Raw genomic sequence first — 23720 nt, forward strand, 5'->3', positions numbered from 1 at the left:
AATGGTTAACATTCGTTTGCTTATCAGGATGGATAATGAGGCAAAAAACATGGATTTTGAGCCGTAAAAGCATGGTTTTAGAGTGATTAAAGGATGCTTTTGAGAGTATAAGTCAGCCACTTTTGGAGCGTAAACGGCAGAGTAATATTTTTTAACTGTTGAAGTTTTGAACCTGAAACGGCATAAGGTATTGAATGACAGCGATTTAACTATAAAACCTGGTTTTTGCTGTTTTTCACGCCAAATCACAGACTTGCGATGAGCATCGCTATTCTGAGAGCGTCAAACGGACGGAAAACATCAGAAATATTTACAAATAAAGAAACGTTATTAAGTGAAAAACGAAGAGGGAAGAGTGAAAAATCCAAATGCCCAAAATAGATAATACCCACAAGGCATTTGGCTTTAACTCCTTTAACTTCGGCATAGCCAATTGTGAAACGAAGTTCAGCGTAGCTAATTATGAATTGTGAATTATAAAAATGCTTGCGAAAGATCTAACGAAAACCAACTCAAAATAAAGCAAAATCCATAGCTAATCCTAATAACAGATTTGGATTAAAAGGGGTCAGACCGGTAAAAGTTTAATGCCTTCTATGGCACGATATACGCTGTTATTTGTATTGAATGAATGTCCGTGCCATAAAAAATAGGTATGATGAAGTATGGCGGATGACGACAAAATACCTATTTATTATGATTGCAAGTTTCAGATAATTTTTGTTATTTTGCAGACAACATAACGGAGGCACGACTGCTTCGGGTCATAAAGACAGATAAACATTTAGCGGACGATGAAAAATAACAAGATGTATGAAGCCGACGACAAGATGATATCTCTGATTGCCGACAACTATAACATACTGCAAAGCCTTGGCAGGTTTGGCATAAATCTCGGCTTCGGCGACAAGACGGTGCGTGAGGTTTGTGAAGATCAGAATGTAGACACATATACGTTTCTTGCTGTGGTGAACTTCTCGATAAACGGCTATCGCGACTTTGACGACGGCGGACGATTTTCGATACCCACGCTGATACACTATCTCAAGGCGTCGCACGAATATTATCTCAATTTTCAGCTTCCGTCGATAAGAAAGGAACTTGAGGCTGCGCTCGACGAAAACGACAACTTGGCGCGGCTGATAATGAAGCTTTATGACGAATATGCCCACGAGATAAGGCACCACATGGAGTATGAGGAGAAGACTGTCTTTCCATATGTGGACGATCTGCTTAACAACAAGGTGAACAATGAGTATGACATAGAAACCTTCTCGAAGCACCACGGACAGATAGACCTGAAGCTGAGAGAGCTGAAGAACATTATAATAAAGTATCTGCCGAGCGACATACAGCACAACAACCGGCTGACGGCCACGCTATATGACCTGTATAACAACGAAGAGTGGCTGCAAAACCATTCGATGGTGGAAGATTGCATATTCATACCGGCCATACGCAACCTTGAACGCAAGTTTAAGCAGAACGACGTGAGCGTGAAGATTTCGAAAATGATAAGCCGTAATCCTAATAACAGCGAGACGCTGAGCGACCGCGAGAAAGACGTTATAGTGAGCTTGGTGCAGGGAATGACCAACAAAGAGATTGCTGACCATCTTTGTATTTCTATCAACACCGTGATAACCCACAGGCGCAACATCGCGCGTAAGTTGCAGATACACAGCCCCGCAGGCCTGACGATATATGCCATTGTGAACAATCTGGTGGACATATCTTCTGTGAAACTCTGAAAGAAGATTTAAAACGGTCATGAATTTTTGTGTTAAAATCGGTACGCTGTATCGATTTTTTGTTTTATATTTGCACTCGAAAAAGAATTAAAAAGAAAACTTTTTGAAGAAATTTATTTGCGAAGTTGACAAAAATGGAAAACTTTTGCGAAAATATTTTTGAAAAAGTTTTCCAAAATCAAGAATATGGAAATAAAGAATTTTACAATCACGAAGCGCGACGGAAGCACAGACCGTTTCAGTCTTGACAAGATAATGAATGCCATAATCAAGGCGTTCAACTCAGTGAATGAACCTGCCGACCTAGGCTGTATCTCAAAGATAATCAGCCACTTGGATATGCACGAGGGCATAAAGGTGGAGGACATACAGAACCAGGTTGAAGAGGCCCTGATGAAGGAGGGATACTACAAGGTGGCAAAGAGCTTCATGCTGTACAGACAGAGGCACACCGAAGACCGCGAGACAATGGAGAAGTTGAAATTTTTGACAGACTACTGCGATGCGGCAAATGCGGCAACCGGCTCAAAATATGACGCCAACGCCAACGTTGAGCATAAAAACATAGCAACGCTCATAGGCGAGCTGCCAAAGTCGAACTTCATACGCCTTAACCGCCGTCTGCTGACCGACCGTATAAAGAAGATGTACGGAAAGGAGCTTGCAGACAAGTATATCGACCTGCTTAACCACCACTTTATATATAAGAACGACGAGACGAGCCTGGCCAACTATTGTGCATCGATAACGATGTATCCGTGGCTTATAGGCGGCACTACGTCGATAGGCGGAAACTCTACGGCGCCCACAAACCTCAAGTCGTTCTGCGGCGGCTTTGTCAATATGGTGTTCATGGTGTCGAGCATGTTGAGCGGAGCATGCGCCACACCCGAGTTTCTGATGTATCTCAACTATTTTATCGGTCTTGAGTACGGAAAAGACTACTGGAAGGAGGCCGACAAAGTGGTAGACCTGTCGATGAAGAAGCGCACCATAGACAAGATGGTTACCGACTGCTTTGAGCAGATTGTCTACTCTATTAACCAGCCTACGGGCGCACGCAACTATCAGGCTGTGTTCTGGAACATAGCATATTATGACAAACCATACTTTGAGAGCCTGTTCGGCGACTTCTACTTCCCTGACGGCAGCAAGCCCGACTGGGACGGACTAAGCTGGCTGCAGAAGCGCTTTATGAAATGGTTTAACAAGGAACGCACAAAGACCGTGCTGACATTCCCTGTTGAGACGATGGCGCTGCTGGCCAAGGACGGCGACGTGATAGACAAGGAGTGGGGCGACTTTACGGCAGAGATGTATTCAGAAGGCCACTCGTTCTTTACATACATGAGTGACAATGCCGACTCGCTGAGTTCATGCTGCCGACTGAGAAACGAGATACAGGACAACGGCTTCAGCTATACGCTTGGTGCGGGCGGCGTGTCTACTGGCTCGAAGAGCGTGCTGACAATAAACCTCAACCGCTGCATACAGTATGCCGTGAACAACAAGATGGACTATAAGGAGTTCCTGTCTGACGTGATCGACCTTACGCACAAGGTGCAGCTGGCATACAACGAAAACCTCAAGGAACTGCAGCGCCACGGCATGCTGCCGCTGTTTGACGCCGGATATATCAACATAGGCAGACAGTATCTCACAATAGGTATCAACGGACTTGTGGAGGCTGCCGAGTTTATGGGCCTGCAGATAACCGACAATCCTGATTATCTGGCATTTGTACAGACTGTGCTCGGACTTGTGGAGAAATATAACAAGCAATACCGTTCGAAAGACGTGCTGTTCAACTGCGAGATGATTCCGGCAGAGAACGTTGGAGTTAAGCATGCCAAATGGGACAGGGAAGACGGCTACTTCGTGCCGCGCGACTGCTACAACAGCTATTTCTATGTTGTTGAGGACGATTCGCTGAACATCATAGACAAGTTTAAGATGCACGGAGCACCATACATACAGCACCTTACGGGCGGCTCGGCGCTGCATATGAACCTGGACGAGCATCTGTCGAAGGCACAATACCGCCAGCTGCTCAAGGTGGCAGCCAAGGAGGGATGCAACTATTTCACGTTCAACATTCCTAACACTATATGCAACGACTGCGGCCACATAGACAAACGCTATCTGAAGGAATGTCCTCACTGCCACAGCAAGAACATTGATTACATGACGCGAATAATAGGATACCTGAAGCGTGTTAGCAATTTCTCTGCAGCACGTCAGGAGGAGGCAGCGCGCAGATACTATGCCGGTAAGGACAAGATGGCCGTATCAGAGTAGTCGTGTCGGTAGCTGAAATGCCGGCAGGCGTATTACGCGCCATACCGGGGATGACAAAGAGAACTAAAAACTTAAAGTAAAGACATATACATGCTTAAATACGTTAACACCGGTGTGGTGTTTCAGGAGATACCTGACGAGGTTACACTTGCGGTGAACATATCCAACTGTCCGTGCCGATGTCCCGGCTGCCACAGCCGCTATCTTTGGGGCGATGTGGGCGAACCGCTTACGCCCCTGGTGCTCGATGGCTTTATACGGGAGTATGGCGACGACATAACGTGCATCTGCTTTATGGGCGGCGACTCGGAGCCTGAGTATGTAGATATGCTTGCCCGCTATGTGCATAAGGCATATCCTAAAATGAAGGTAGGCTGGTATAGCGGCCGCACGAGGATATCGTCGGCTGTGAACAAGGCTGACTTCGACTATATAAAGGTGGGCCCGTATATAGAGCATCTTGGATGCCTGAAGAGCCGCACGACAAATCAGCGGCTTTACAAGCGTGCTTCGGGCGACGGCTTTACTGATATAACATACAGATTCTGGAGTGGAAAAGACTGAAAGTTTTTTTCTTATTTGATATCTATGATGTCCGGTGCGTAAGTGCACCGGACGCTTTGTTTTCACCGGTAGCCACATTGCTTGCGGGGGGGTAGTCGGTTGTTAGCTTGCTTGGCAGACATATATAATAAGGTGAATTTTTGCATAAGGATATCACAGAGGCATTGTAAAAATAGTGTAAATTTTTGCGCGTCTTGATTTTTAAGGCTATTTTTGTATTCGCAAAAGAATGAAAGCGTCAATGAACAATCGTTTGGCTATATATATATTGTCGGTTGTGGCAATAGCTTTAGGTGTTGTTTCGTGTGGAAGAACCGGTATCTCTAAGTCTGTTGTTATGGCAGACAGCCTGTCGCAGTCGGATCCGGCGGCAGCTATGGCATTTATAGACAGCATTACAGCGCGCAACGAAAATATGTCAACGGACAGCAGAATGCGCTTAGGACTATTGAGGACAAAAGCTCAGAACAGCGCCGGAGTGATGTTTACGTCAGACAGCGTGATGCGCAATATCGTTGAATATTATGAAAGTGAAGGAGACGCAGACGACCGTATGCTGGCCTATTATCTTATGGGCAGCGTGTACCGCGACTTAGGCGATTCGCCTTTGGCCTTGCAATATTTTAATAAAGCAGCGGAGCAGGCCGATACAACCAGCGCCGACTGCGACTATCGTCTGCTATGCCGTATACACGGACAGGCGGCCAATCTGTTCCTTAAGCAGGAAATCCCATATTATGCCCTTAAGGAATTTGCCATTGCAGAGCGTTATGCCATGACTGCCGGTGACACTTTGTCGGCATTGGTCTTTCATGAACAGCGTGCCAATGCCTACTATCTGCTAAATATGCCTGACTCGGTTAAGGCAGTCAGAGAGCGCGTGGCGGCGTTATATTCACAGTATGGATATTCTGCACATGCTGCGTTGGCTGTCGGGGCTTTGGTTCATCAGATGCTGCGCTGCGAAAACTATTCAGCTGCAAAAGAATATATGGACATATACGACAGATACGTCTTTGCCGGCGGTAATGATAAAATGGCAGAAGAGGGGCGCGATGTGTATTATTCATATAAGGGAGGATATTATCTGGGAATAAATAAAGTAGATTCAGCCGAGTATTTTTTTCGCAAAGGTCTGAGCTGTTCGTCAAGTTTCAGCAATACGGAGAGTGCATGCCGCGGGTTGGCAGCCCTTTATAAACAGCTTAATCAGGCAGACTCTTTGGTGAAGTATACAGAGATGGCCCGCGTGGCAAATGATTCGGCCTATGCCTGTATGACCACTGAAAAGCTGTTGCATATGAAAGCGCTATATGACTATGGTCAGCAGCAGCGTATTGCATCCGATGAGAGAGAGAGGGCAGACAATGCATTGTTGGCGATTGTGCTTATTGTTGCTTCGTTTGTAGTGATTCTGTTAGTGTTCTTTGTTTTCTATTATAGAAAATTGCTCTTTAAGGAAAAAGAGAATGAACGGATGCAGAAAGAATGGCACGAGATGGAGCTGGAGAACAGGAAGCATAGGGAGAATATACGAATGCTCAAGCAGACGAAAGAAGATCTGAATGTACTGCTGCGACAATACGAGGGAGAGATAGAGCAGCTGGTAAAGGAAAAAACCGCTGCTGTGGAAGATCTGCAGAGAAAGATATCTGAATATGACAAAAACAGTCAGGAGAGGTATAGAAAGAAAAAGAATGTGGAACTGTATAACTCGTCAATTGTCATTAGATTTCATTATTTTGCCGAGAAAGTTATGGCATCTCCTGCTTTTGAAGATTGGAAAGAATTGTATAAGTTCGTATCAAAAGAGCTTCCCGAACTTGCTGAGTATAAAGACACATTGAAGAATGGCGAATATGAGATTTGCGTTCTGGTAAGACTGGGATTCGCACCTTCAGAAATAGGAATACTGACTGGAAGAAAATTATCTGACATTGCAAATATCCGTAAGAGATTGTTGCTAAAGCTCTCAAACAGAGAGGGTTCCGCGAAAGACTTTGATGTTTATATGAAGGAAGAGTTCTGATGTAGGGCAGAAAAATAGGAATTTTAATTATATAAATGGGAATATAAGGTTTAGGTGAATTTTGTGAAGTTTTGTGAAGTTTTATTTCAGCGATAATTTGCTGAATTAGTGCTTGTTGCCTATTTTTGCAGAAAAATCAAAATAGCGTGATGAAGGTAATTAAAGCATGTTTGGTATTTAGCATATTGTTTTTGTTATTTACCGTTAAGGCTAGTGCCGCAGGTTTAGATGAGATTCATTATATAGGTAATCAGCTACATCTGACATCAACAAAAGTTGATGAGAGTAGTGTGGGCAATCAGGTGCCGCGGGCCCCTATGGCACCGCTGACTATAAGTATTGACGGCAATACGCTTTATCTGTATGAACAGTTTACAGAAATGTCGCTTGAACTTTCTGATGAAAGCGGTGTTGTCTTTACTGACTATATTGCCGGAGGTGCATACAATACAAGCCTTCCTTCAGACCTTAAAGGCACTTATGAGCTTTTGATGAATGATGGTGAGTATATTTATACATGTACTCTTGTTATAGAATAAATTATACTTTATAAAATATATGTCCGTGTAATACCTATGTTTACATTTTAAACTAAGAGTCTAAATCTCTCTCGAATTAGGGCTTGTTGATTATTGCACGGACGGGTTAAATTGAGATTTTCTCTCAATCGGCACAAAACTTTTATATATATATGAAAGAGCAGCAGTTTTGTATTAATTAATACAGGCTGCTGCTGTTTTTCTTTTGGTATTTTGACAGATGGTTATTGCTAACTAACGATAAAATGCAGTCTTTACATCTTTAAGATGATATCAAAAAAATGTGATTATGTTATGCTGCCGCATAAATCTTTCATGTAAAGCGACTCTTTGCGTGTATAAACTAAGATAAAAGGTCGTTATGGAATATACGATTTTCTTGGCTGAATGCTGAATCGTTAATCCTGTGGGCAATTTGTTATTTTGGATAAAATCGTTTTTTGTTACAGACTTTGTGTATAATCCTCTTGACTATTGTTAGGGGAGTGGGAGCTGTGCATCGTAGTTTGACGTCAGATGTCCCTAATATTTACGTAACCGTTCATTACAGCATAGATGGTAAGTGCCGACACACTTTTCACTTGGAGCTTTTCCATGATATTGTGGCGGTGTGTTACAACTGTAGACAGGCCGATGTTAAGTTTGTCGGCAATTTCTTTATTTATAAGCCCTTTGACAATAAGGGACATCACTTCAATTTCTCTGTCAGAAAGAATTTTGGCGTGCCTCATGGCATTGGTCTTTGGCAGATGGCGTCCTTCTGAGTGGGCCATTTGTTCGAGCCATAAAAGAGATTTGATAAGCTCGTTTTCTTTCTTGTCTGTATATAGACAATGAAAGGCTGTAAGCTGTTGGTTAATATCAGCTGACGAACTTGTCAGCATGATTGTTTTCTTTATATTACTTAAGTAAAAGTCTTTATCTTCAAGAATGATGTTAGCTGAGGCAAAATAATGATAGAATTTATCCGGTTGTGCGTTCAGCAAATCCTGGGTTGAATTGAATATTTCGACAGACATCATGGGAATAATATTCTGTAGTATGCTTTTCAGCCCAATGGCTGCAAGCGTATTGCTGTCGATTATGGATATCTGAGGAAATTTGCTGTACATATGTGATGTGTGTTATGTTATCTGTTGAAAACAAATGTAGGGACAAAAACATCAGTTTGTCCCTACATTTTAATTTATACCTTTGATTGAATTTTAATTTTATATCCTTATGACAAGAATCCGAGAAGAGCACCGGCAGCAACGGCTGAACCGATAACTCCTGCTACGTTCGGACCCATAGCGTGCATCAGGAGGAAGTTGTGGCGGTCGTATTCGAGTCCCAGATTGTTTGATATACGCGCACTCATAGGTACGGCGCTGACGCCGGCATTACCGATAAGCGGGTTTATCTTCTTGCTCTTGGGCAAGAACAGGTTCATCAGTTTCACGAAGAGTACTCCTGATGTAGATGCCACGATGAAAGAGAATGCACCCAGAACGAAGATGAATATTGTGTTCATTGTGAGGAACTCGCTTGCCTGTGTTGAGCATCCTACTGTAAGGCCGAGCAATATTACGACGATATCGTTCAGTGAACTGCCTGCAGTTTTTGCCAGACGTGTTGTCTTGCCTGATTCTTTCAGAAGGTTACCGAAGAACAGCATACCGAGCAGCGGCAGACCTGACGGAACGATGAATGTAGTAAGCAACAGACCGATAATAGGGAACATAATACGCTCTGTCTGGCTTACGTGGCGTGCCGGCTTCATGTGGATTACACGCTCCTTCTTTGTTGTGAGCAGACGCATCAAAGGAGGCTGGATAACCGGTACCAGTGCCATGTATGAGTAAGCACATACTGCAATGGCTCCCATGAGGTTCGGACTCAGTTTGGATGACAGGAAGATAGCCGTAGGACCGTCGGCACCACCGATGATGGCGATACCAGCAGCCTGATTAGGCTCAAATCCGAATGCAAGTGCAAGCATATAAGCTCCGAAGATACCAAACTGAGCTGCAGCTCCGATAAGGATAAGCTTAGGGTTGCTGATCAGTGCAGAGAAGTCTGTCATTGCACCAATGCCAAGGAATACCAAAGGAGGATACCATCCTTGACGTACACCCTGATAGAATATGTTAAGTACAGAATTGTCTTCGTAGAGTCCTATTTCAAGTCCGGCTTCAGCCTTGAACGGAATGTTTCCGAGGATGATGCCAAGGCCGATTGGAACAAGCAGCAATGGTTCGAAGTCTTTTTTAATGGCCAGCCATATGAAGAATATGCCGGCAGCAATCATGATGATGTTACCCACTTCGGCATTTGCGAATCCCGTATAGGTAATGAAATCATAAAAATTGCTTTGAATAAAATCTATAAATCCCATGGTAGTTAAATTATCCGATTGTTATTAAAGCATCACCTTCCATTACGGTGTCACCCTTGTTTACTAAAACAGATGTAACAGTACCGCTGCATTCTGCTTCGATATTGTTTTGCATCTTCATAGCTTCTAGTATTATTACAGTGTCACCGTCTTTCACAGTATCGCCAACTTTAACTTTGATGTCTGTGATCGTTCCTGGCAGCGGAGCAGTAACCTTCATTCCTGCACCAGTTGGAGCTTCAGCTTTGGGCTTGTCGGCTACCGGAGCAGCAACAGGCTGAGCAGCAGGAGCTACCGGAGCAGCAACCTTAGGCTTATGAGGCTTTGTTGCCGGATTAATAGGACGTTTCATCTCCACTTCGAATGAAATGCCGTTTACATTAACTTTGGCAATGTTGCCTTCTACATCCACGATCTCAACGTCATAGTCAACGCCTTGTACTTTATATTGATATTTGTTCATTTCTTTATTTTGTTAAAGGTGTTAGTAAATATTATTGTTGTTTTTCCTATTAAGGTATTATTGGTTCTTCTGGATGAATGTTCCAATATGTATGGTGAGGTTTGATCGTTATCACGTTGCTTTCTATATCGTGTACGTCATCTTCGTATTGTTTCAGTGCCATGGCGATGACGGCGATATAAATTTCTTTGTCGATACCTCCAGTCTGCAAACCGTCTTTAAGGATAACCTTAGTCTTATGTCCGGTTTCGGCAATCTTTTCACCTGTTTTCACAGCTGCCTTGATAGGCTGAATCTTGCCGGCTTTCTTAATGGCTTGTTTATGTGCCATAAACAGACCTAATATTCTGAAGAACACATACAGCAGTGCGAGACAAGAGAACACAATGCCCATTGACAGAACTGTTATACCAAATCCGTGTGGGTCTTCTCTTTTCAGTTTGGCAATCTTTGTCTCATTTGCGTGGATGTAATTTTCAATTCCGGGTGTTACGCAGTCAGACGTTTTAACAGCCCATTGGTCGGCACCGTCTTTAATTCGTGCATAAGACTGGTTGGCAGCCAATGGCGGAACTGTTACTGAGTCGATAATGTCGACGGCATTTCCGTCATAGAGCGCAATCCAAGTAGGCTTGTCCTTGCTGATCTGGGCTGACAAATGTAGTGTACCGTGAGAAGGATTGCTGTTGAAGAAGAACAGCAAATGTTCGCGCGCAGACATTGATGTGCGGTTGTCTCCGTTAGGAATACAACTCATCATCTTGATGCGTTGCGGAACAGAAAGTCCTTTGTTAAGAACTCTGCGGTCTGTTGTGATGTACATACCGCGTACGTCATAAGTGGAAAAAGAAGTATTGGCCAATTCAATCCAGGCCCTTCTGTTTCCGAATTCGTCTTGAAGGTTAGCTGTGTTGTTTGTCAGCACTTCATTTATCTTAATGTTTTTGGCTCCTTGGCCATACATCGTCAGAATGCCGGCAAACATGGTACAAAGCAGTAAACCAAACTTTTTCATATTAGAGTATTAAAATTAAGTAATTATATTCCGCAGAAGAACAGCACAATGATTTGTGCAGTGAATATTCTAAGGAACATGCTCAGCGGATAAACTGTAGAATATCCTATTGATGGCGCTTCCTTCGAACATATAGAGTTAGCATAAGCAAGTGCAGGTGGGTCGGTGTATGTTCCTGCAATCATACCCATTATTGTGAAATAATTAAATTTATATTTCTTTCTTGCAATGATGCCTATAATAAGAATAGGTATAATGGTTATCAAGAAACCTGTGTATACATATTTAACTCCGTCTCCTTGTATCACAGTCTCAAGGAATCCGTCACCGGCCTTGATTCCGACACTTGCCAAGAATAGCATCAATCCTATTTCTCGCAGCATCATATTGGCACTTGTCGTAGTGTACGTTACAAGATGCACTTTGTAGCCGTAGCGTCCGATAAGGATGGCTATGATAAGCGGTCCTCCGGCTATACCTAATTTTATAGGTACAGGAATACCAGGAATGGCCACAGGTATGCTTCCGAAAAGAATACCGATAAATACTCCGACAAATATTGTTGCGATGTTAGGAGCATCGAGACGCTTGATAGAGTTTCCCATAACGGCAGCCACTCTATTTACAGCGTCTTCTGGTCCTACAACCATTATGCGGTCGCCAACCTGTAATGACAGGCTAGGGATGGCAAACAAGTCCATACCCTGACGTGTGACACGAGTGACATTTACTCCATAGGCACTTGAGAAATGCATCTGTCCGAGAGTCTTTCCGTTTATTGAAGAGCGGGTAACAAGGATTCTCTTGCTGACCATAGGCTCATCCTGCTTTTTCCAGTCGACATTTATTGTCGGACCGATAAATGCAATGATAGCTTCTGCGTCATTTTCAGCGCAAACAACAAACAGTTTGTCGCCAATATGGAAGATGGTGCTACCGTTAGGTATGCTTACGTGTCCGTCATGCAATATGCGTGAACATACGAAGTCGCGGTTAAGGAAGTTGTGGACCTGAGCCAATGTCTTTCCTTCAAGGTATAGATTGGTTACCTCAAGATCCATAAAATGAGGCTTTACGTCATCATTGTCCTCTTCTTCTTTGGCCAACTCTTCCTCCTCCTTTTCCAACTTTATACCGAATATGTATTTTATGGCAATTGTTGCTCCGATAATGCCCAGTACACCTAATGGATATGCACAGGCATAACCAGAGGCTATCTGTGGCACTTCGCCTTTGTCGAAGATAGAGTAGAGCGTCTCATTGGCAGCTCCAAGACCCGGGGTGTTTGTTACTGCACCATAAAGAGTACCCACCATCATCGGTAAGTTCTTAGGGTCTGATGTGTCAAAGAAGATGTAATAACATGCAAACATCACAATAACGTTCAGAACAACCATTACGGTTGACAGGAGGTTAAGGGTTATTCCGCCTTTTCTGAAGCTCTCCAGAAAACCAGGACCGACCTGAAGTCCGATCATGAACACAAAGAGTATCAGTCCGAACTCTTGGAGAAATGATAGAATGTTTGTTGGTGCGGTAAAGCCAATATGTCCTGCGGCAATACCTGCAAAGAGTACAAATGTCACTCCGATGGAAATACCTCCGATTTTTATTTTCCCAAGGTATACTCCAACGGCAATCACAATCGCATAGAGCAGCACTATGTGTGCCACTGAATCTGTAGTAGTAAATAAATTAATCAGCCAATCCATAACATGTTTTTACGATTTTGCAAAAGTAGATAAAATATTACTCATTTAATAATTTTTGTGCAATTATTTTATGCCTAATTTTCCCGTTTTTGTATTTTTCACGGTTATAAATTAATTTCTGTTCTTTTTTTGTCGTTTGTTTGAAAAAATACTATCTTTGCAAAATAGAATTACGTGATTTCCAAGTGTGATGATTTCATTTTGTCATTTTGGTCGTTGTGTGTTCTATATTTGACGGTTAGAATGCGTGTGAGCCTTAGCCGCATTTATAATGCCCTGTCTCACGCATCGTGTCCTTTGCCGTGTTAACGAAGCTGATATATAAAAACATAAAACAACTTATATAATATTACACTTATGTCAAACTGCAAAGAAAAGCTCTTTACTGAGTTTGTTGCGCCTTCCAAGCAAGAATGGCTTGATAAGATTCAGGTCGATCTGAAAGGTGCCGATTTTGATAAACGCCTTGTATGGCGTACGAACGAGGGTTTCAACGTGCAGCCTTTTTATTTAAGAGAGGATGTTGAAAAGTTGAAGACACCAGAATCTTTACCAGGAGAATTTCCTTTTGTTCGCGGTAACAAAAAGAATGACAACGAATGGTATGTGCGCCAGAATATTAAGGTAGATGACGCCAAGACTGCTAATGAGAAAGCCTTAAGCTTGCTCAACAAGGGTATTGACTCTCTGGGATTCAAGATTTCCGGAGATAATGTAAATAAGGATTTTGTAGAGACTCTGTTGGATGGTATCGTATGTGATGCCGTTGAACTGAATTTCTGCACATGCAAACGTCATACATTGGCTTTGGCTCAGATCCTTACAGAGTATTTTGAGCAGAAAGGCTATGATAAGGCTAAGATTGTAGGCTCTCTTGACTGGGATCCTATGGAGAAGGTTGTTATGAAGGGAAAGGACGTTACTCCGATCCTGGACATAGCTCCTGAACTTGTAAAGGCTTTGGCCGCTTATCCTAATTTCCGTTGCATTGCAGTTAATGCTGTTTCTTTGAATAATGCCGGTTCTTATATCGTTCAGGAATTAGGATATGCTTTGGCATGGGGAAATGATTATCTTAACAAGCTCGTTGAGGCTGGTGTTGATGTTGATCTCGCTGCAAGTAAGATAAAGTTCAACATGGGCATTTCTGAAAACTTCTTTATGGAGATTGCCAAGTTCCGCGCTGCACGTATGCTGTGGGCTGAAATCGTTAAGCAGTATGAGCCGAAGAGCGATGAGTCATGCAAGATGTGCGTTAATGCCGTTACTTCAAAATACAATATGACATTGTTCGACAGCTATGTTAACCTGCTCCGTTCTCAGACAGAGACAATGAGTGCTGCATTGGCTGGCGTTCATTCTATTGTCGTAACTCCGTTCGACGCTGTATATGAAACACCTAATGAGTTCTCAGAGCGTATAGCACGTAACCAGCAGCTGTTGCTTAAAGAGGAAAGCCACTTTGACAAGGTTGTTGACCCAGGTGCAGGAAGCTACTTTATCGAGGAACTTACAACATCTCTTGCTAACGAAGGATGGAAGATCTTCCTGAACGTAGAAGATAACGGCGGCTTCCTTGAAGCTGCAAAGAAGGGCATGATTCAGGACGATATAAATGCTACCAACGCCAAGCGCCATGAGGCTGCTGCAAAGCGTAAGGAATTTATCCTTGGTACAAACCAGTTCCCGAACTTTACAGAAAAGTCTGAAGGCAAGCGTGCGCTGACATGTTGTTGCTCTTGTGGAGATGAACATGAGGCTGCATTTAAGTCTATCAACTCTTCACGTCTGGCTGCTGATTATGAAGACCTTCGTATAAAGGTTGAAAACAGCGAGAAAGTGCCTGTTGCATTTATGCTTACTATCGGTAATCTTGCCATGCGTCAGGCTCGTGCTCAGTTTAGTTGTAACTTCTTGGCATGTGCCGGTTATAAGGTCGTTGACAACCTTGGATTCAGCACTGTCGAAGAAGGTGTTGATGCCGCATTGAAAGCCGGTGCAGACATTGTTGTTCTGTGCTCAAGCGATGACGAGTATGCAGAATATGCAATTCCTGCATACAAGTATCTTGACGGCAGAGCCATGTTTGTTGTTGCCGGTGCCCCTGCTTGCATGGAAGACCTTAAGGCTGCCGGCATAGAGAACTTCATACACGTACGTTGCAACGTTCTTGAAACATTGAAAGAGTATAACGCTAAATTGGGTATAAAATGAGAAAGAATTTTAAAGACATCGATATATTTTCAGGAATAAATCCTGTTGATGGAAACGAATGGCAGAAAGCCAACGGGATAACTCCTAATTGGAAAACTCCTGAACACATAGAGGTTAAGCCCGTATATACAAAAGAAGATCTTGAGGGCATGGAGCACCTCGACTATACAGCCGGACTTCCTCCTTTCCTGCGTGGTCCGTACAGCATGATGTATCCTTTCCGCCCGTGGACTATCCGTCAGTATGCCGGTTTCTCAACTGCAGAGGAGAGTAACGCATTCTATCGCCGCAACTTGGCAAGTGGACAGAAAGGTTTGTCTGTTGCGTTCGACCTTCCTACCCACCGTGGTTACGACCCAGACAACGCACGTGTAGTTGGTGACGTAGGTAAGGCAGGTGTGTCTATCTGTTCTGTTGAAAATATGAAGGTTTTGTTCAACGGAATTCCTTTGAACAAGATGTCTGTTTCAATGACAATGAACGGTGCTGTTCTTCCTGTTATGGCATTCTATATCGTTGCCGGACTGGAGCAGGGCGCTAAGCTTGAAGAAATGGCCGGAACAATTCAGAACGATATTCTGAAAGAGTTCATGGTGCGCAACACATATATCTATCCGCCTGCATTCTCAATGAGAATCATCAGCGATATCTTTGGCTATACGTCAAAGCTGATGCCTAAGTTCAACTCAATATCTATTTCCGGTTATCACATGCAGGAAGCCGGTGCTACGGCTGATATCGAGTTGGCTTACACAATTGCCGACGGTCTTGAGTATGTTCGTGCCGGTGTCAATGCAGGTATCGATATCGATGCTTTTGCTCCGCGTCTGTCTTTCTTCTGGGGTATCTCAATGAACCACTTCATGGAAGTTGCCAAGATGCGTGCCGCACGTATGCTTTGGGCTAAGGTTATCAAGCAGTTCAACCCGAAGAATCCTAAGTCTCTTATGTTGCGTACACACTCTCAGACATCAGGTTGGTCGCTAACAGAGCAGGATCCGTTCAACAACGTAGGCCGTACATGTATCGAGGCTATGACAGCTGCTTTGGGCCATACACAGAGCTTGCACACCAATGCTCTTGATGAGGCTATTGCACTGCCTACTGACTTCTCTGCACGTATCGCACGTAATACTCAGATCTATATCCAGAATGAGACAAAGATCTGCAAGCATATCGATCCGTGGGCTGGTTCATATTATGTTGAGAGCCTTACAAATGAGCTTGCTCATAAGGCATGGGAGCATATTCAGGAAATCGAGAAGCTTGGCGGTATGGCTAAGGCTATTGAAACCGGTGTGCCTAAGATGCGTATTGAAGAGGCTGCAGCCCGCACTCAGGCCCGTATCGACAGCGGTGCACAGACCATTGTCGGCACAAACAAGTATCGTCTTGAGCACGAGGATCCTATTGATATTCTTGAGGTTGACAACTCAGCTGTTCGTCAGGAGCAGGAAGAAGGACTTGCTCAGTTGCGCGCAAACCGTGACAACGAGAAAGTTAAGCAGACACTTGCTGCTCTTACAGAATGTGTCCGCACTGGCGAGGGCAACCTTCTTGAAAAGGCTGTTGAGTGTGCCAAGGCAAGAGCAACTCTCGGTGAGATAAGTGATGCCTGCGAGGAAATCGTTGGCCGTTATAAAGCAGTTATTAGAACAATTTCAGGCGTGTATTCATCAGAAAGTAAGAACGACTCAGACTTTGCTAAGGCATGTGAGTTGACAGAAGAGTTTGCAAAGAAGGAAGGTCGCCGTCCACGTATCTTTATAGCTAAGATGGGACAGGATGGTCACGACCGTGGTGCTAAAGTTGTTGCAACAGGATATGCTGACTGTGGTTTCGACGTCGACATGGGTCCGTTGTTCCAGACCCCGGCCGAGGCTGCTCGTGAGGCTGTAGAGAACGACGTTCATATCGTAGGTGCAAGTTCTCTTGCTGCAGGACACAAGACTCTCATTCCGCAGCTTATTGAGGAGCTGAAGAAACTTGGACGTGAGGATATCATGGTAATTGCCGGAGGTGTTATTCCTGCACAGGATTACGACTTCCTCTATAAGGCAGGCGTTGCTGCAATCTTTGGTCCTGGTACTTCTGTTGCCAAAGCTGCATGTGAGATGATGAACATCTTGCTCGATAAAGAATAAGTTTATTGATTGCAGTATTATATAAACGTGGAGCCGTAGATTTTTTTACGGCTCCATTTTTATTTGCCCCAATCGGGCATTATGGTCCAGCCCGTATTTCTGTTTTATATTGATCGCATTTTTAATTCTTTGCAACTATATTAGACTGTGACTAAGAAAAGCGGCAATAGAAAACAAATAGTCGACAGAAAGTATAGATGCCCCAAACAGATGAAACTATATGCAGCCTAATTACAATTTGTGTTTATCGTTGTATGAATATAATGTTTTTCGTATTGTGAAACGTGGCAAATCGAATTACAGAATGTATGCTTTTACATGATAAAATACGGCTTTTTACATCACAAAAGCACACCTTTTGCGGATGCCATAGATATCTATGGCATATAATACAAAAAAAAGTTTTTAAGAAACTCGTCACTCGTCACATTTACGCTTAACATATTGTATGTCAAAGTATTACAGCGTGATGAGTTGCGTTTTGAACTCATCACGCAAATACCATGCAAGCCATGTGTGATGAGTTGAAATCTTAACTCGTCACATCGCAAATGTTTGGATCACAGGCAGTTATCTGATGATGTGACGAGTGATGAGTTTCTTAAAAACTTTTTACAGTTATTGCATTGTCTTTTCCCAAATTTGGTTGACTTCAAAGAGTCCTTTCCCTGATTAAAGTTGACTTCTGTTAAACTTATAACTGTTATTGGTTGTCAATACTTTATATTTGATACGCATATTTTTCCAAGCAACAATTTTATGTATAGGTGCTAAGAAAAGTGCTTTGTGGATATAATAAAAATAAAAAGGCATCTGTAGTAATTACAGACGCCTTTATTTATGCTGTTTAAGAATGTATTATTCGTTGATAGCAGCAACACCGGGAAGAACTTTTCCTTCGATAGCTTCGAGCAGAGCACCACCACCGGTAGAGATGTATGACACTTTGTCTGCCATACCGAACTTGTTGATACAAGCAACAGAGTCGCCACCGCCGATGAGAGAGAATGCTCCCTTAGATGTAGCTTCTGCTATAGCCTCAGCAATTGCTCTTGAACCGTCAGTGAATTTCTCAAACTCAAATACACCGGCAGGACCGTTCCACAGAATTGTCTTGGCGTCTTTGATTGCATCAGCAAATGCCTTGCGTGTCTCAGGACCTGCGTCCATGCCTTCCCAGCCTTCGGGAATGTTGTCAGACATGCAAACCTGTGTGTTTGCATCGTTAGAGAAGTCGTCAGCAGCAACGCAGTCTGTACCCAGAACCAAGTTAACATTGTTCTCTTTTGCCTTCTTGATAACATCAAGAGCAACGTCCAGCTTGTCGTTCTCGCAGATAGAGTTACCAATCTTACCGCCCTGAGCCTTTGCGAATGTATATGTCATACCGCCGCACAGAATCAGGTTGTCAACTTTTCCGAGCAGGTTCTCGATGATACCAATCTTTGTAGATACCTTAGAACCACCCATGATGGCAGTGAACGGACGCTTGATGTTGCTGAGAACATTGTCAACGGCGTTAACTTCTTTTTCCATCAAATATCCCAGCATCTTGTGGTCGCCGTCAAAGTATTCGTCGATAACAGCTGTTGATGCGTGTTTGCGGTGAGCTGTACCGAATGCGTCCATTACGTAGCAGTCAGCGTAAGAAGCAAGTTTCTTTGCAAATTCTTTCTGACGCTCTTTCATTTCTTTCTTTGCAGCATCGTATGCAGGGTCTTCTTTGTCTATTCCTACGGGTTTTCCCTCTTCTTCAGGATAGAAACGCAGATTCTCGAGCAGAAGTGCCTCTCCTGGTTTCAGGGCAGAAGCTTCAGCACTTGCATTTGCGCAGTCAGGGGCAAATTTCACTTCAACGCCCAGGTGCTCAGAAACGTTCTTAACAATCTGGCTGAGTGACATTTTAGGGTTAACCTTACCTTTTGGCTTGCCCATGTGGCTCATCATAATAACGCTACCACCGTCTGCAAGAATTTTCTTCAGTGTAGGCAGGGCACCACGGATACGTGTGTCGTCTGTAACGTTACCATTTTCATCCAATGGCACATTGAAGTCAACACGGACAATAGCCTTCTTACCGGCAAAATTGAATTGATCGATTTTCATATTAGTTTCTATTTATTTTATATAAGTTATAAACTGTCAGTTTTTATTTTGCACGCAAAGTTAGCAATTTTAATTGATATACAATTAAGTGTAAATGATTATTTTAAAATTTTTGACATGATGTTAATCTGAATGTAACCTCTGCTTAGCAATCGGGCATTAAATATTTCTTTGCCGTTATTGCAAAACTCTGGTGTTAACAGTCTGCTGATTTTTCTTATTCCTATGTGATATAGTATTTCTGCACCTTTGAATTTTGGGTGTGCTGCGGTCTTAATGCGTACATGCTGTTATGCTGAATGCTGGAATTTCAAAGGCAATTATGAGCGTTCCATTTTTTCTGCAAGCTGTGTAACTTGCAGCCATGTCTGATAGTTCCTGATTAGAAAGCTTTGTCTGAAGGCATAAACCTAAATCGGAAATTAGACCGCATATTACTTTATCAATTTTGTGTATTGATGCTTTCAGCCAGTCTTTTTGTTTCTATTGGCGTCTTTTTGTCATATTTTCTTGATATAGTCTACTGTGCCTGCGAAAAATCTAATGAAAATCCGCTCAATATAAAGCAATAATACAGACCGAATCCTAGTGACTGATTTGGGATAAAAAACATCCACATCATCTCTTTATGAACAAGATTTTTGATGGGGATGTTCTGCTGCTTACAGTTTTACGACAACGCTTAGTTGGCGCTTTCTCCTATATAGTCTGATTCAATTGCAGGAGTTGTTCCTGCGGTCAGTTCCCATATGTTTTCAGCTTTCCATGTAGAGCCGTCGGCAGCATTAAGGTCTGTTACGTTATCGATTAGTGCTTCGTAATTGTTTTCTCCGGCTTCAAGGCAATGGTCAAGAGTATTTGGTGTGGATTTGCCGACAAGCTTTATGGCTGTAATGCCGTCAGGCAGCACTGCATAGCAAGATGTGACATGTCCGCTTGTATATCCTGCGATAGAGCCTATGCCTGATTCTTCGCCGCTGACGCTGCCGTAAAATCCTACATGGGTTGAATAGCAACCATAAACATAGGCAGAACTGTTGTAGCTATAACCGACAATTCCTCCCATGGCTTCTGCCTGTAAAGATGCGTCTCCAATGGTTGAGTAGGCGGAGTAGCTGGCTACGACATCTCCACGTGTGTTATAGCCAACAATGCCGCCAAGACGCACACTTTCTTTTGATGTGCTTGATGTTATATTTAAACGGTTTGCCACGCATTGGGCTACAATTCCGAAACTGTTTTCTCCGGCAATGCCTCCGGCCAATACGCCTGATATGGTTGCGCCGTCTACTGCACATTTCAATAGTCTGCCGCTTGTCTCGATTCCGCTTTCTTGCGATGTTGAGCCTACGATGCCTCCTGCACGTGAGCTGGTACCGCCAGCTGTAATTGTAGAACTGCCAGATACTGTGCAGTATTCAATTTTACCGTAATTTAAAGCGGCAATGCCTCCGGCGATGTTATTTGCACTGACGGTTGCGTCTGATACGTCGCAGTTGTTAACCTGCACGCTGTTGTTTTCCGTTATCGCCCCCGCACAATATCCTGTTACCGTAGCCTTGTTTATGTCGCAATTGTTGATTATGCCGAAGCTTGCACCTGCAACAACGCCGGCATACGATGAAGATAGGTTTCCTTCTACCGATGCATTTGTAAATTTGATGTCATGCACTTTGGCATTGGAGCCCAGTCCGCTGAAGAACCCTATGTTTGAGGCTTCGCTCTTTATGCTTAATCCGTTGATAGTTTTGTTGTTCCCGTTGAAGTCGCCTGAATATCCGTTTTGCATATCTGTGCCGACAGGTTTCCAGCTTATACCGGACATGTCAATGTCGTTTTCTATGACAACGTTGCTTGTAAGGCAGTCTTCTTGTTTTGCCCATTCCTCCAGACCGGCGGCGTTGAATATGTGGTATGTGCCGTCCGTTTTAGAGTATGAAGCAAATGTTTCGGCATTTATCGTACCTAAATCAAGTATGTGTCCGGCAGTAAGATTTGTTTCTTTCTTGCCTGAACGCATGTAGCCATTGCCGTTTTCGTCATATAATGTCAGAGTCAGTCCGTTGCTTAGCGTGCCCGGTGCTACAACGAGATAGTATGTACTGCCTGAAATGAAGTCGCCCGTAAGCGTCACTTCTGAAGCTGCTCCCTCTGCCTGTACTGAAGCCGAAGGATCGTTTGATGCTGCATCTATTACAATGGTGCCGGCTAAGGGTTCTCCGCCATTGCCTCTGAACACAGCCTTTTTCACCACATTGTTGCCGCTGTTCAGTGTGAACTTCACCACGGCGCATGTGTTCTTGAATGCCAGTTCCCTGTTGGTGGTTGTTGCTACTGACGGATTAAGGCCTTTGGCAAAACTTCCTGCTTTTGATGTCTGAGTGGCATTAAGCGATGTAGTTATTGTTGTGCCTGAAATTGTAGCCTTCGCATCATAAGGATACAGAGCGTAATACGTTGAACTCGTTTCGTCTGCCATACCGGTAAACGTAACAGATGGTCCGCTTTGTGATGTGTTGAAGCGGTTGTTGTCAGACGGGTCGAATAATGAAATTTCATCACCTGTTTCCCATTCAACGCTGTTGCCTTCAGTGAGCTGAGTGCGGGTTATGCTGCCTGAGCCCGCAACAAAACTTGTAAAAACTTTTTTGCCGGATTGTGTGTCGTCCTTTTCGTCTTCGGTACACGACACAAATGCAGTCAGCATTGCTGCAAAACACAGAATGCTGATCATATTAGTGTTGCTTGTCATTTTTGTCTAAGTTTATGTCTTTAATTTCTTGTCTGAAATATACTTACCATTCATATTCTTCTTCTTCAAAGCCTTCGTGTGTGGCCGTTTCACCGTCTCCGCTTCCACAGATAATCTGTTCTGCTTCAATTTCGATGGTTTTGCATGATGGTGATTCGTAATTTTCTTCTTTAGTTTTCATAATTTTATAATTTTAAATTATTGTTATAAGCTTATTCAGGTAAAAATCATATTGTATATTGTAATGACTTTGTGCGTTTTGCTTTTTAATCGTAAATCTTATTGCGGTTTTAATAATATGATGTTATTCGTCTGCGGTAAAACAAAGGTATGAGGTTTTTTGCTATGTCTGCTATATTTAGTGTTATTTTTTGTAAATTTGATGAAACTTTTTAACAAGTAGACTTGGCATGCTTACGGAAACGGCTTTTAGTGTATGATAGTGGCAATGCATAGTAATAGTAGTGTATAAACAGAATTAACTTTATGTGTAAATTTATAGCTGAAATATATCAGATTTACATTTTTTATTATTAATTTTACGCCATAAATAGAAAAACGCAAGAACGTAGTTTACGTTGGTTTGCCTGCGTGTTTAGTTGGCACGTTGTGTGTGTTGTGCTTATTTTGATGATTATTATATAAAAAATATAGACGATATGAAAGATTCTATTATTATCGTGAGCGGTGGAATGGACAGCGTTACGCTGCTGTATGAAATGAGGGAGCGGATAGCTTTAGGTGTTTCTTTCGATTATGGCAGCAACCATAATAAGCGTGAAATTGCATTTGCAAAGTTGCATTGTGAAAGATTAGGAATAAAGCACATTGTTATTGACCTGGATTTCATGGGCAAGTATTTTAAAAGTTCGTTGCTTGAGGGAGCGGAGGCTATACCCGAAGGCCATTATGAGGCAGAAAACATGAAGTCTACGGTGGTGCCGTTCCGAAACGGCATTATGCTTTCTATTGCTGCCGGTATAGCGGAGAGCAACGGACTTAAATATGTGTTGATTGCAAATCATGGAGGCGACCATGCCATTTATCCTGACTGCCGTGCTGACTTTATCAAGGCGATGAGCGACGCCACAAGACTTGGAACTTATCCGGGCATTGAGGTCATGGCTCCATATACCGATATAACCAAGACGGATATTGCACGCAGGGGAAAGGCTTTAGGCATAAACTATGCAGAGACATGGAGCTGCTATAAGGGCGGAGAGAAGCATTGTGGCAAGTGCGGCACCTGTGTTGAACGTAAAGAAGCTTTGCGTGATGCCGGGATAGATGATCCTACCATATATGAAGGTTGGCATCAGTATTATTGATTTTACTTATTATAATAGGTTTATACAGGCTGTAGGTTCGTATAAATCATGTTGGCTTTGCCAGATAGGAGTGTCTGGATTTGCACTTTGGATATTAATTTTTGCAGATATAAAAAACAGGTTGCGTCAAATAAGACGCAACCTGTTTTTTATTTTGTGTTATTATTAGAAACTTAGAAGTTATAATATACACCTAGTGAAATATTGTTTCCGTCGAAGTCCATACCCCAGGCACTTACGTCAGTGTTGTCGTTCTTTGTATATCCGATGAAGCCAACACGTGCAACAAGGCTAAATTTATCAACCTTGAGCTCAACGCCCGGTTTCAATCCTATAGACAATACGTCGTCAGCTCCGTTGTAGTGCTTGTATCCGAAACCACCTTCGCAGAATACGTTGACCTTAATTCCGCAACACATATTGTTAGA

Annotated in this window: 16 protein-coding genes and 1 pseudogene; 8 read left to right on the top strand and 9 right to left on the bottom strand. The window is 43.0% G+C overall.

Annotation, left to right across the window (positions count from 1 at the left end; translation table 11 throughout):
* Window positions 1-794: 794 nt before the first annotated feature.
* The 5 genes from QVO66_RS01460 (at window position 795) to QVO66_RS01480 (ending at window position 7181) form a co-directional block, all read left to right on the top strand.
* Window positions 795-1751, top strand: a complete 957-nt coding sequence (locus QVO66_RS01460) for a LuxR C-terminal-related transcriptional regulator (RefSeq protein WP_053399235.1) — start codon at window positions 795-797, stop codon at window positions 1749-1751.
* Window positions 1752-1937: 186 nt separating this feature from the next.
* On the top strand, window positions 1938-4049 hold the full coding sequence (nrdD, locus tag QVO66_RS01465; protein ID WP_021853601.1) for an anaerobic ribonucleoside-triphosphate reductase: 2112 nt from the start codon (window positions 1938-1940) through the stop codon (window positions 4047-4049).
* Between the two features lie 90 nt (window positions 4050-4139).
* Window positions 4140-4613 (top strand): anaerobic ribonucleoside-triphosphate reductase activating protein, encoded by a 474-nt coding sequence (gene nrdG / locus QVO66_RS01470; protein ID WP_021853602.1) that lies wholly within the window; start codon window positions 4140-4142, stop codon window positions 4611-4613.
* A gap of 241 nt (window positions 4614-4854) precedes the next feature.
* Window positions 4855-6642, top strand: a complete 1788-nt coding sequence (locus QVO66_RS01475; protein WP_021853603.1) for a hypothetical protein — start codon at window positions 4855-4857, stop codon at window positions 6640-6642.
* A gap of 149 nt (window positions 6643-6791) precedes the next feature.
* On the top strand, window positions 6792-7181 hold the full coding sequence (locus QVO66_RS01480; RefSeq protein WP_021853604.1) for a hypothetical protein: 390 nt from the start codon (window positions 6792-6794) through the stop codon (window positions 7179-7181).
* Window positions 7182-7693: 512 nt separating this feature from the next.
* Here QVO66_RS01480 and QVO66_RS01485 read toward each other — a convergent pair.
* From QVO66_RS01485 to QVO66_RS01505, 5 genes are all read right to left on the bottom strand, one after another.
* Window positions 7694-8293, bottom strand: a complete 600-nt coding sequence (locus QVO66_RS01485; protein WP_021853605.1) for a response regulator transcription factor — start codon at window positions 8291-8293, stop codon at window positions 7694-7696.
* 107 nt (window positions 8294-8400) lie between these two features.
* On the bottom strand, window positions 8401-9558 hold the full coding sequence (locus QVO66_RS01490; RefSeq protein WP_021853606.1) for a sodium ion-translocating decarboxylase subunit beta: 1158 nt from the start codon (window positions 9556-9558) through the stop codon (window positions 8401-8403).
* A gap of 10 nt (window positions 9559-9568) precedes the next feature.
* A complete protein-coding gene (locus QVO66_RS01495) occupies window positions 9569-10021 on the bottom strand; it encodes a biotin/lipoyl-containing protein (protein ID WP_021853607.1) in 453 nt (150 codons plus the stop codon).
* Between the two features lie 49 nt (window positions 10022-10070).
* Complete coding sequence (locus QVO66_RS01500; protein WP_021853608.1) at window positions 10071-11036, bottom strand: OadG family protein; 966 nt, start codon at window positions 11034-11036, stop codon at window positions 10071-10073.
* A gap of 23 nt (window positions 11037-11059) precedes the next feature.
* Window positions 11060-12748, bottom strand: a complete 1689-nt coding sequence (locus QVO66_RS01505; RefSeq protein WP_021853609.1) for a putative transporter — start codon at window positions 12746-12748, stop codon at window positions 11060-11062.
* Window positions 12749-13105: 357 nt separating this feature from the next.
* Here QVO66_RS01505 and mutA point away from each other — a divergent pair, with 357 nt between their 5' ends.
* Together mutA and scpA are read left to right on the top strand one after the other, a co-directional pair.
* Window positions 13106-14962 carry a methylmalonyl-CoA mutase small subunit gene (mutA, locus tag QVO66_RS01510; RefSeq protein WP_021853610.1) on the top strand — a complete coding sequence of 619 codons (1857 nt, stop codon included), beginning with the start codon at window positions 13106-13108 and terminating at the stop codon, window positions 14960-14962.
* Window positions 14959-17106, top strand: a complete 2148-nt coding sequence (scpA, locus tag QVO66_RS01515) for a methylmalonyl-CoA mutase (protein WP_021853611.1) — start codon at window positions 14959-14961, stop codon at window positions 17104-17106. Before mutA ends, scpA begins: the two co-directional genes overlap by 4 nt.
* A gap of 858 nt (window positions 17107-17964) precedes the next feature.
* Here the strand turns inward: scpA and QVO66_RS01520 are convergent.
* The 3 genes from QVO66_RS01520 to QVO66_RS01530 form a co-directional block, all read right to left on the bottom strand.
* Window positions 17965-19212, bottom strand: a complete 1248-nt coding sequence (locus QVO66_RS01520) for a phosphoglycerate kinase (protein WP_021853612.1) — start codon at window positions 19210-19212, stop codon at window positions 17965-17967.
* 682 nt (window positions 19213-19894) lie between these two features.
* Window positions 19895-21964, bottom strand: coding sequence for a fimbrillin family protein (locus tag QVO66_RS01525; RefSeq protein ID WP_021853613.1), 2070 nt, complete (start codon window positions 21962-21964; stop codon window positions 19895-19897).
* Window positions 21965-22007: 43 nt separating this feature from the next.
* Window positions 22008-22145 (bottom strand): hypothetical protein, encoded by a 138-nt coding sequence (locus tag QVO66_RS01530; protein ID WP_021853614.1) that lies wholly within the window; start codon window positions 22143-22145, stop codon window positions 22008-22010.
* Window positions 22146-22623: 478 nt separating this feature from the next.
* Between QVO66_RS01530 and queC the strand changes: the two genes are divergently transcribed.
* Window positions 22624-23292 (top strand): 7-cyano-7-deazaguanine synthase QueC, encoded by a 669-nt coding sequence (gene queC, locus QVO66_RS01535; protein ID WP_021853615.1) that lies wholly within the window; start codon window positions 22624-22626, stop codon window positions 23290-23292.
* Window positions 23293-23465: 173 nt separating this feature from the next.
* Here queC and QVO66_RS01540 read toward each other — a convergent pair.
* Window positions 23466-23720, bottom strand: a pseudogene (locus QVO66_RS01540) (hypothetical protein); the annotation flags it as partial.

This window comes from Prevotella sp. CAG:255 (assembly GCF_000431195.1).
Classification (GTDB): domain Bacteria; phylum Bacteroidota; class Bacteroidia; order Bacteroidales; family Bacteroidaceae; genus Prevotella; species Prevotella rara.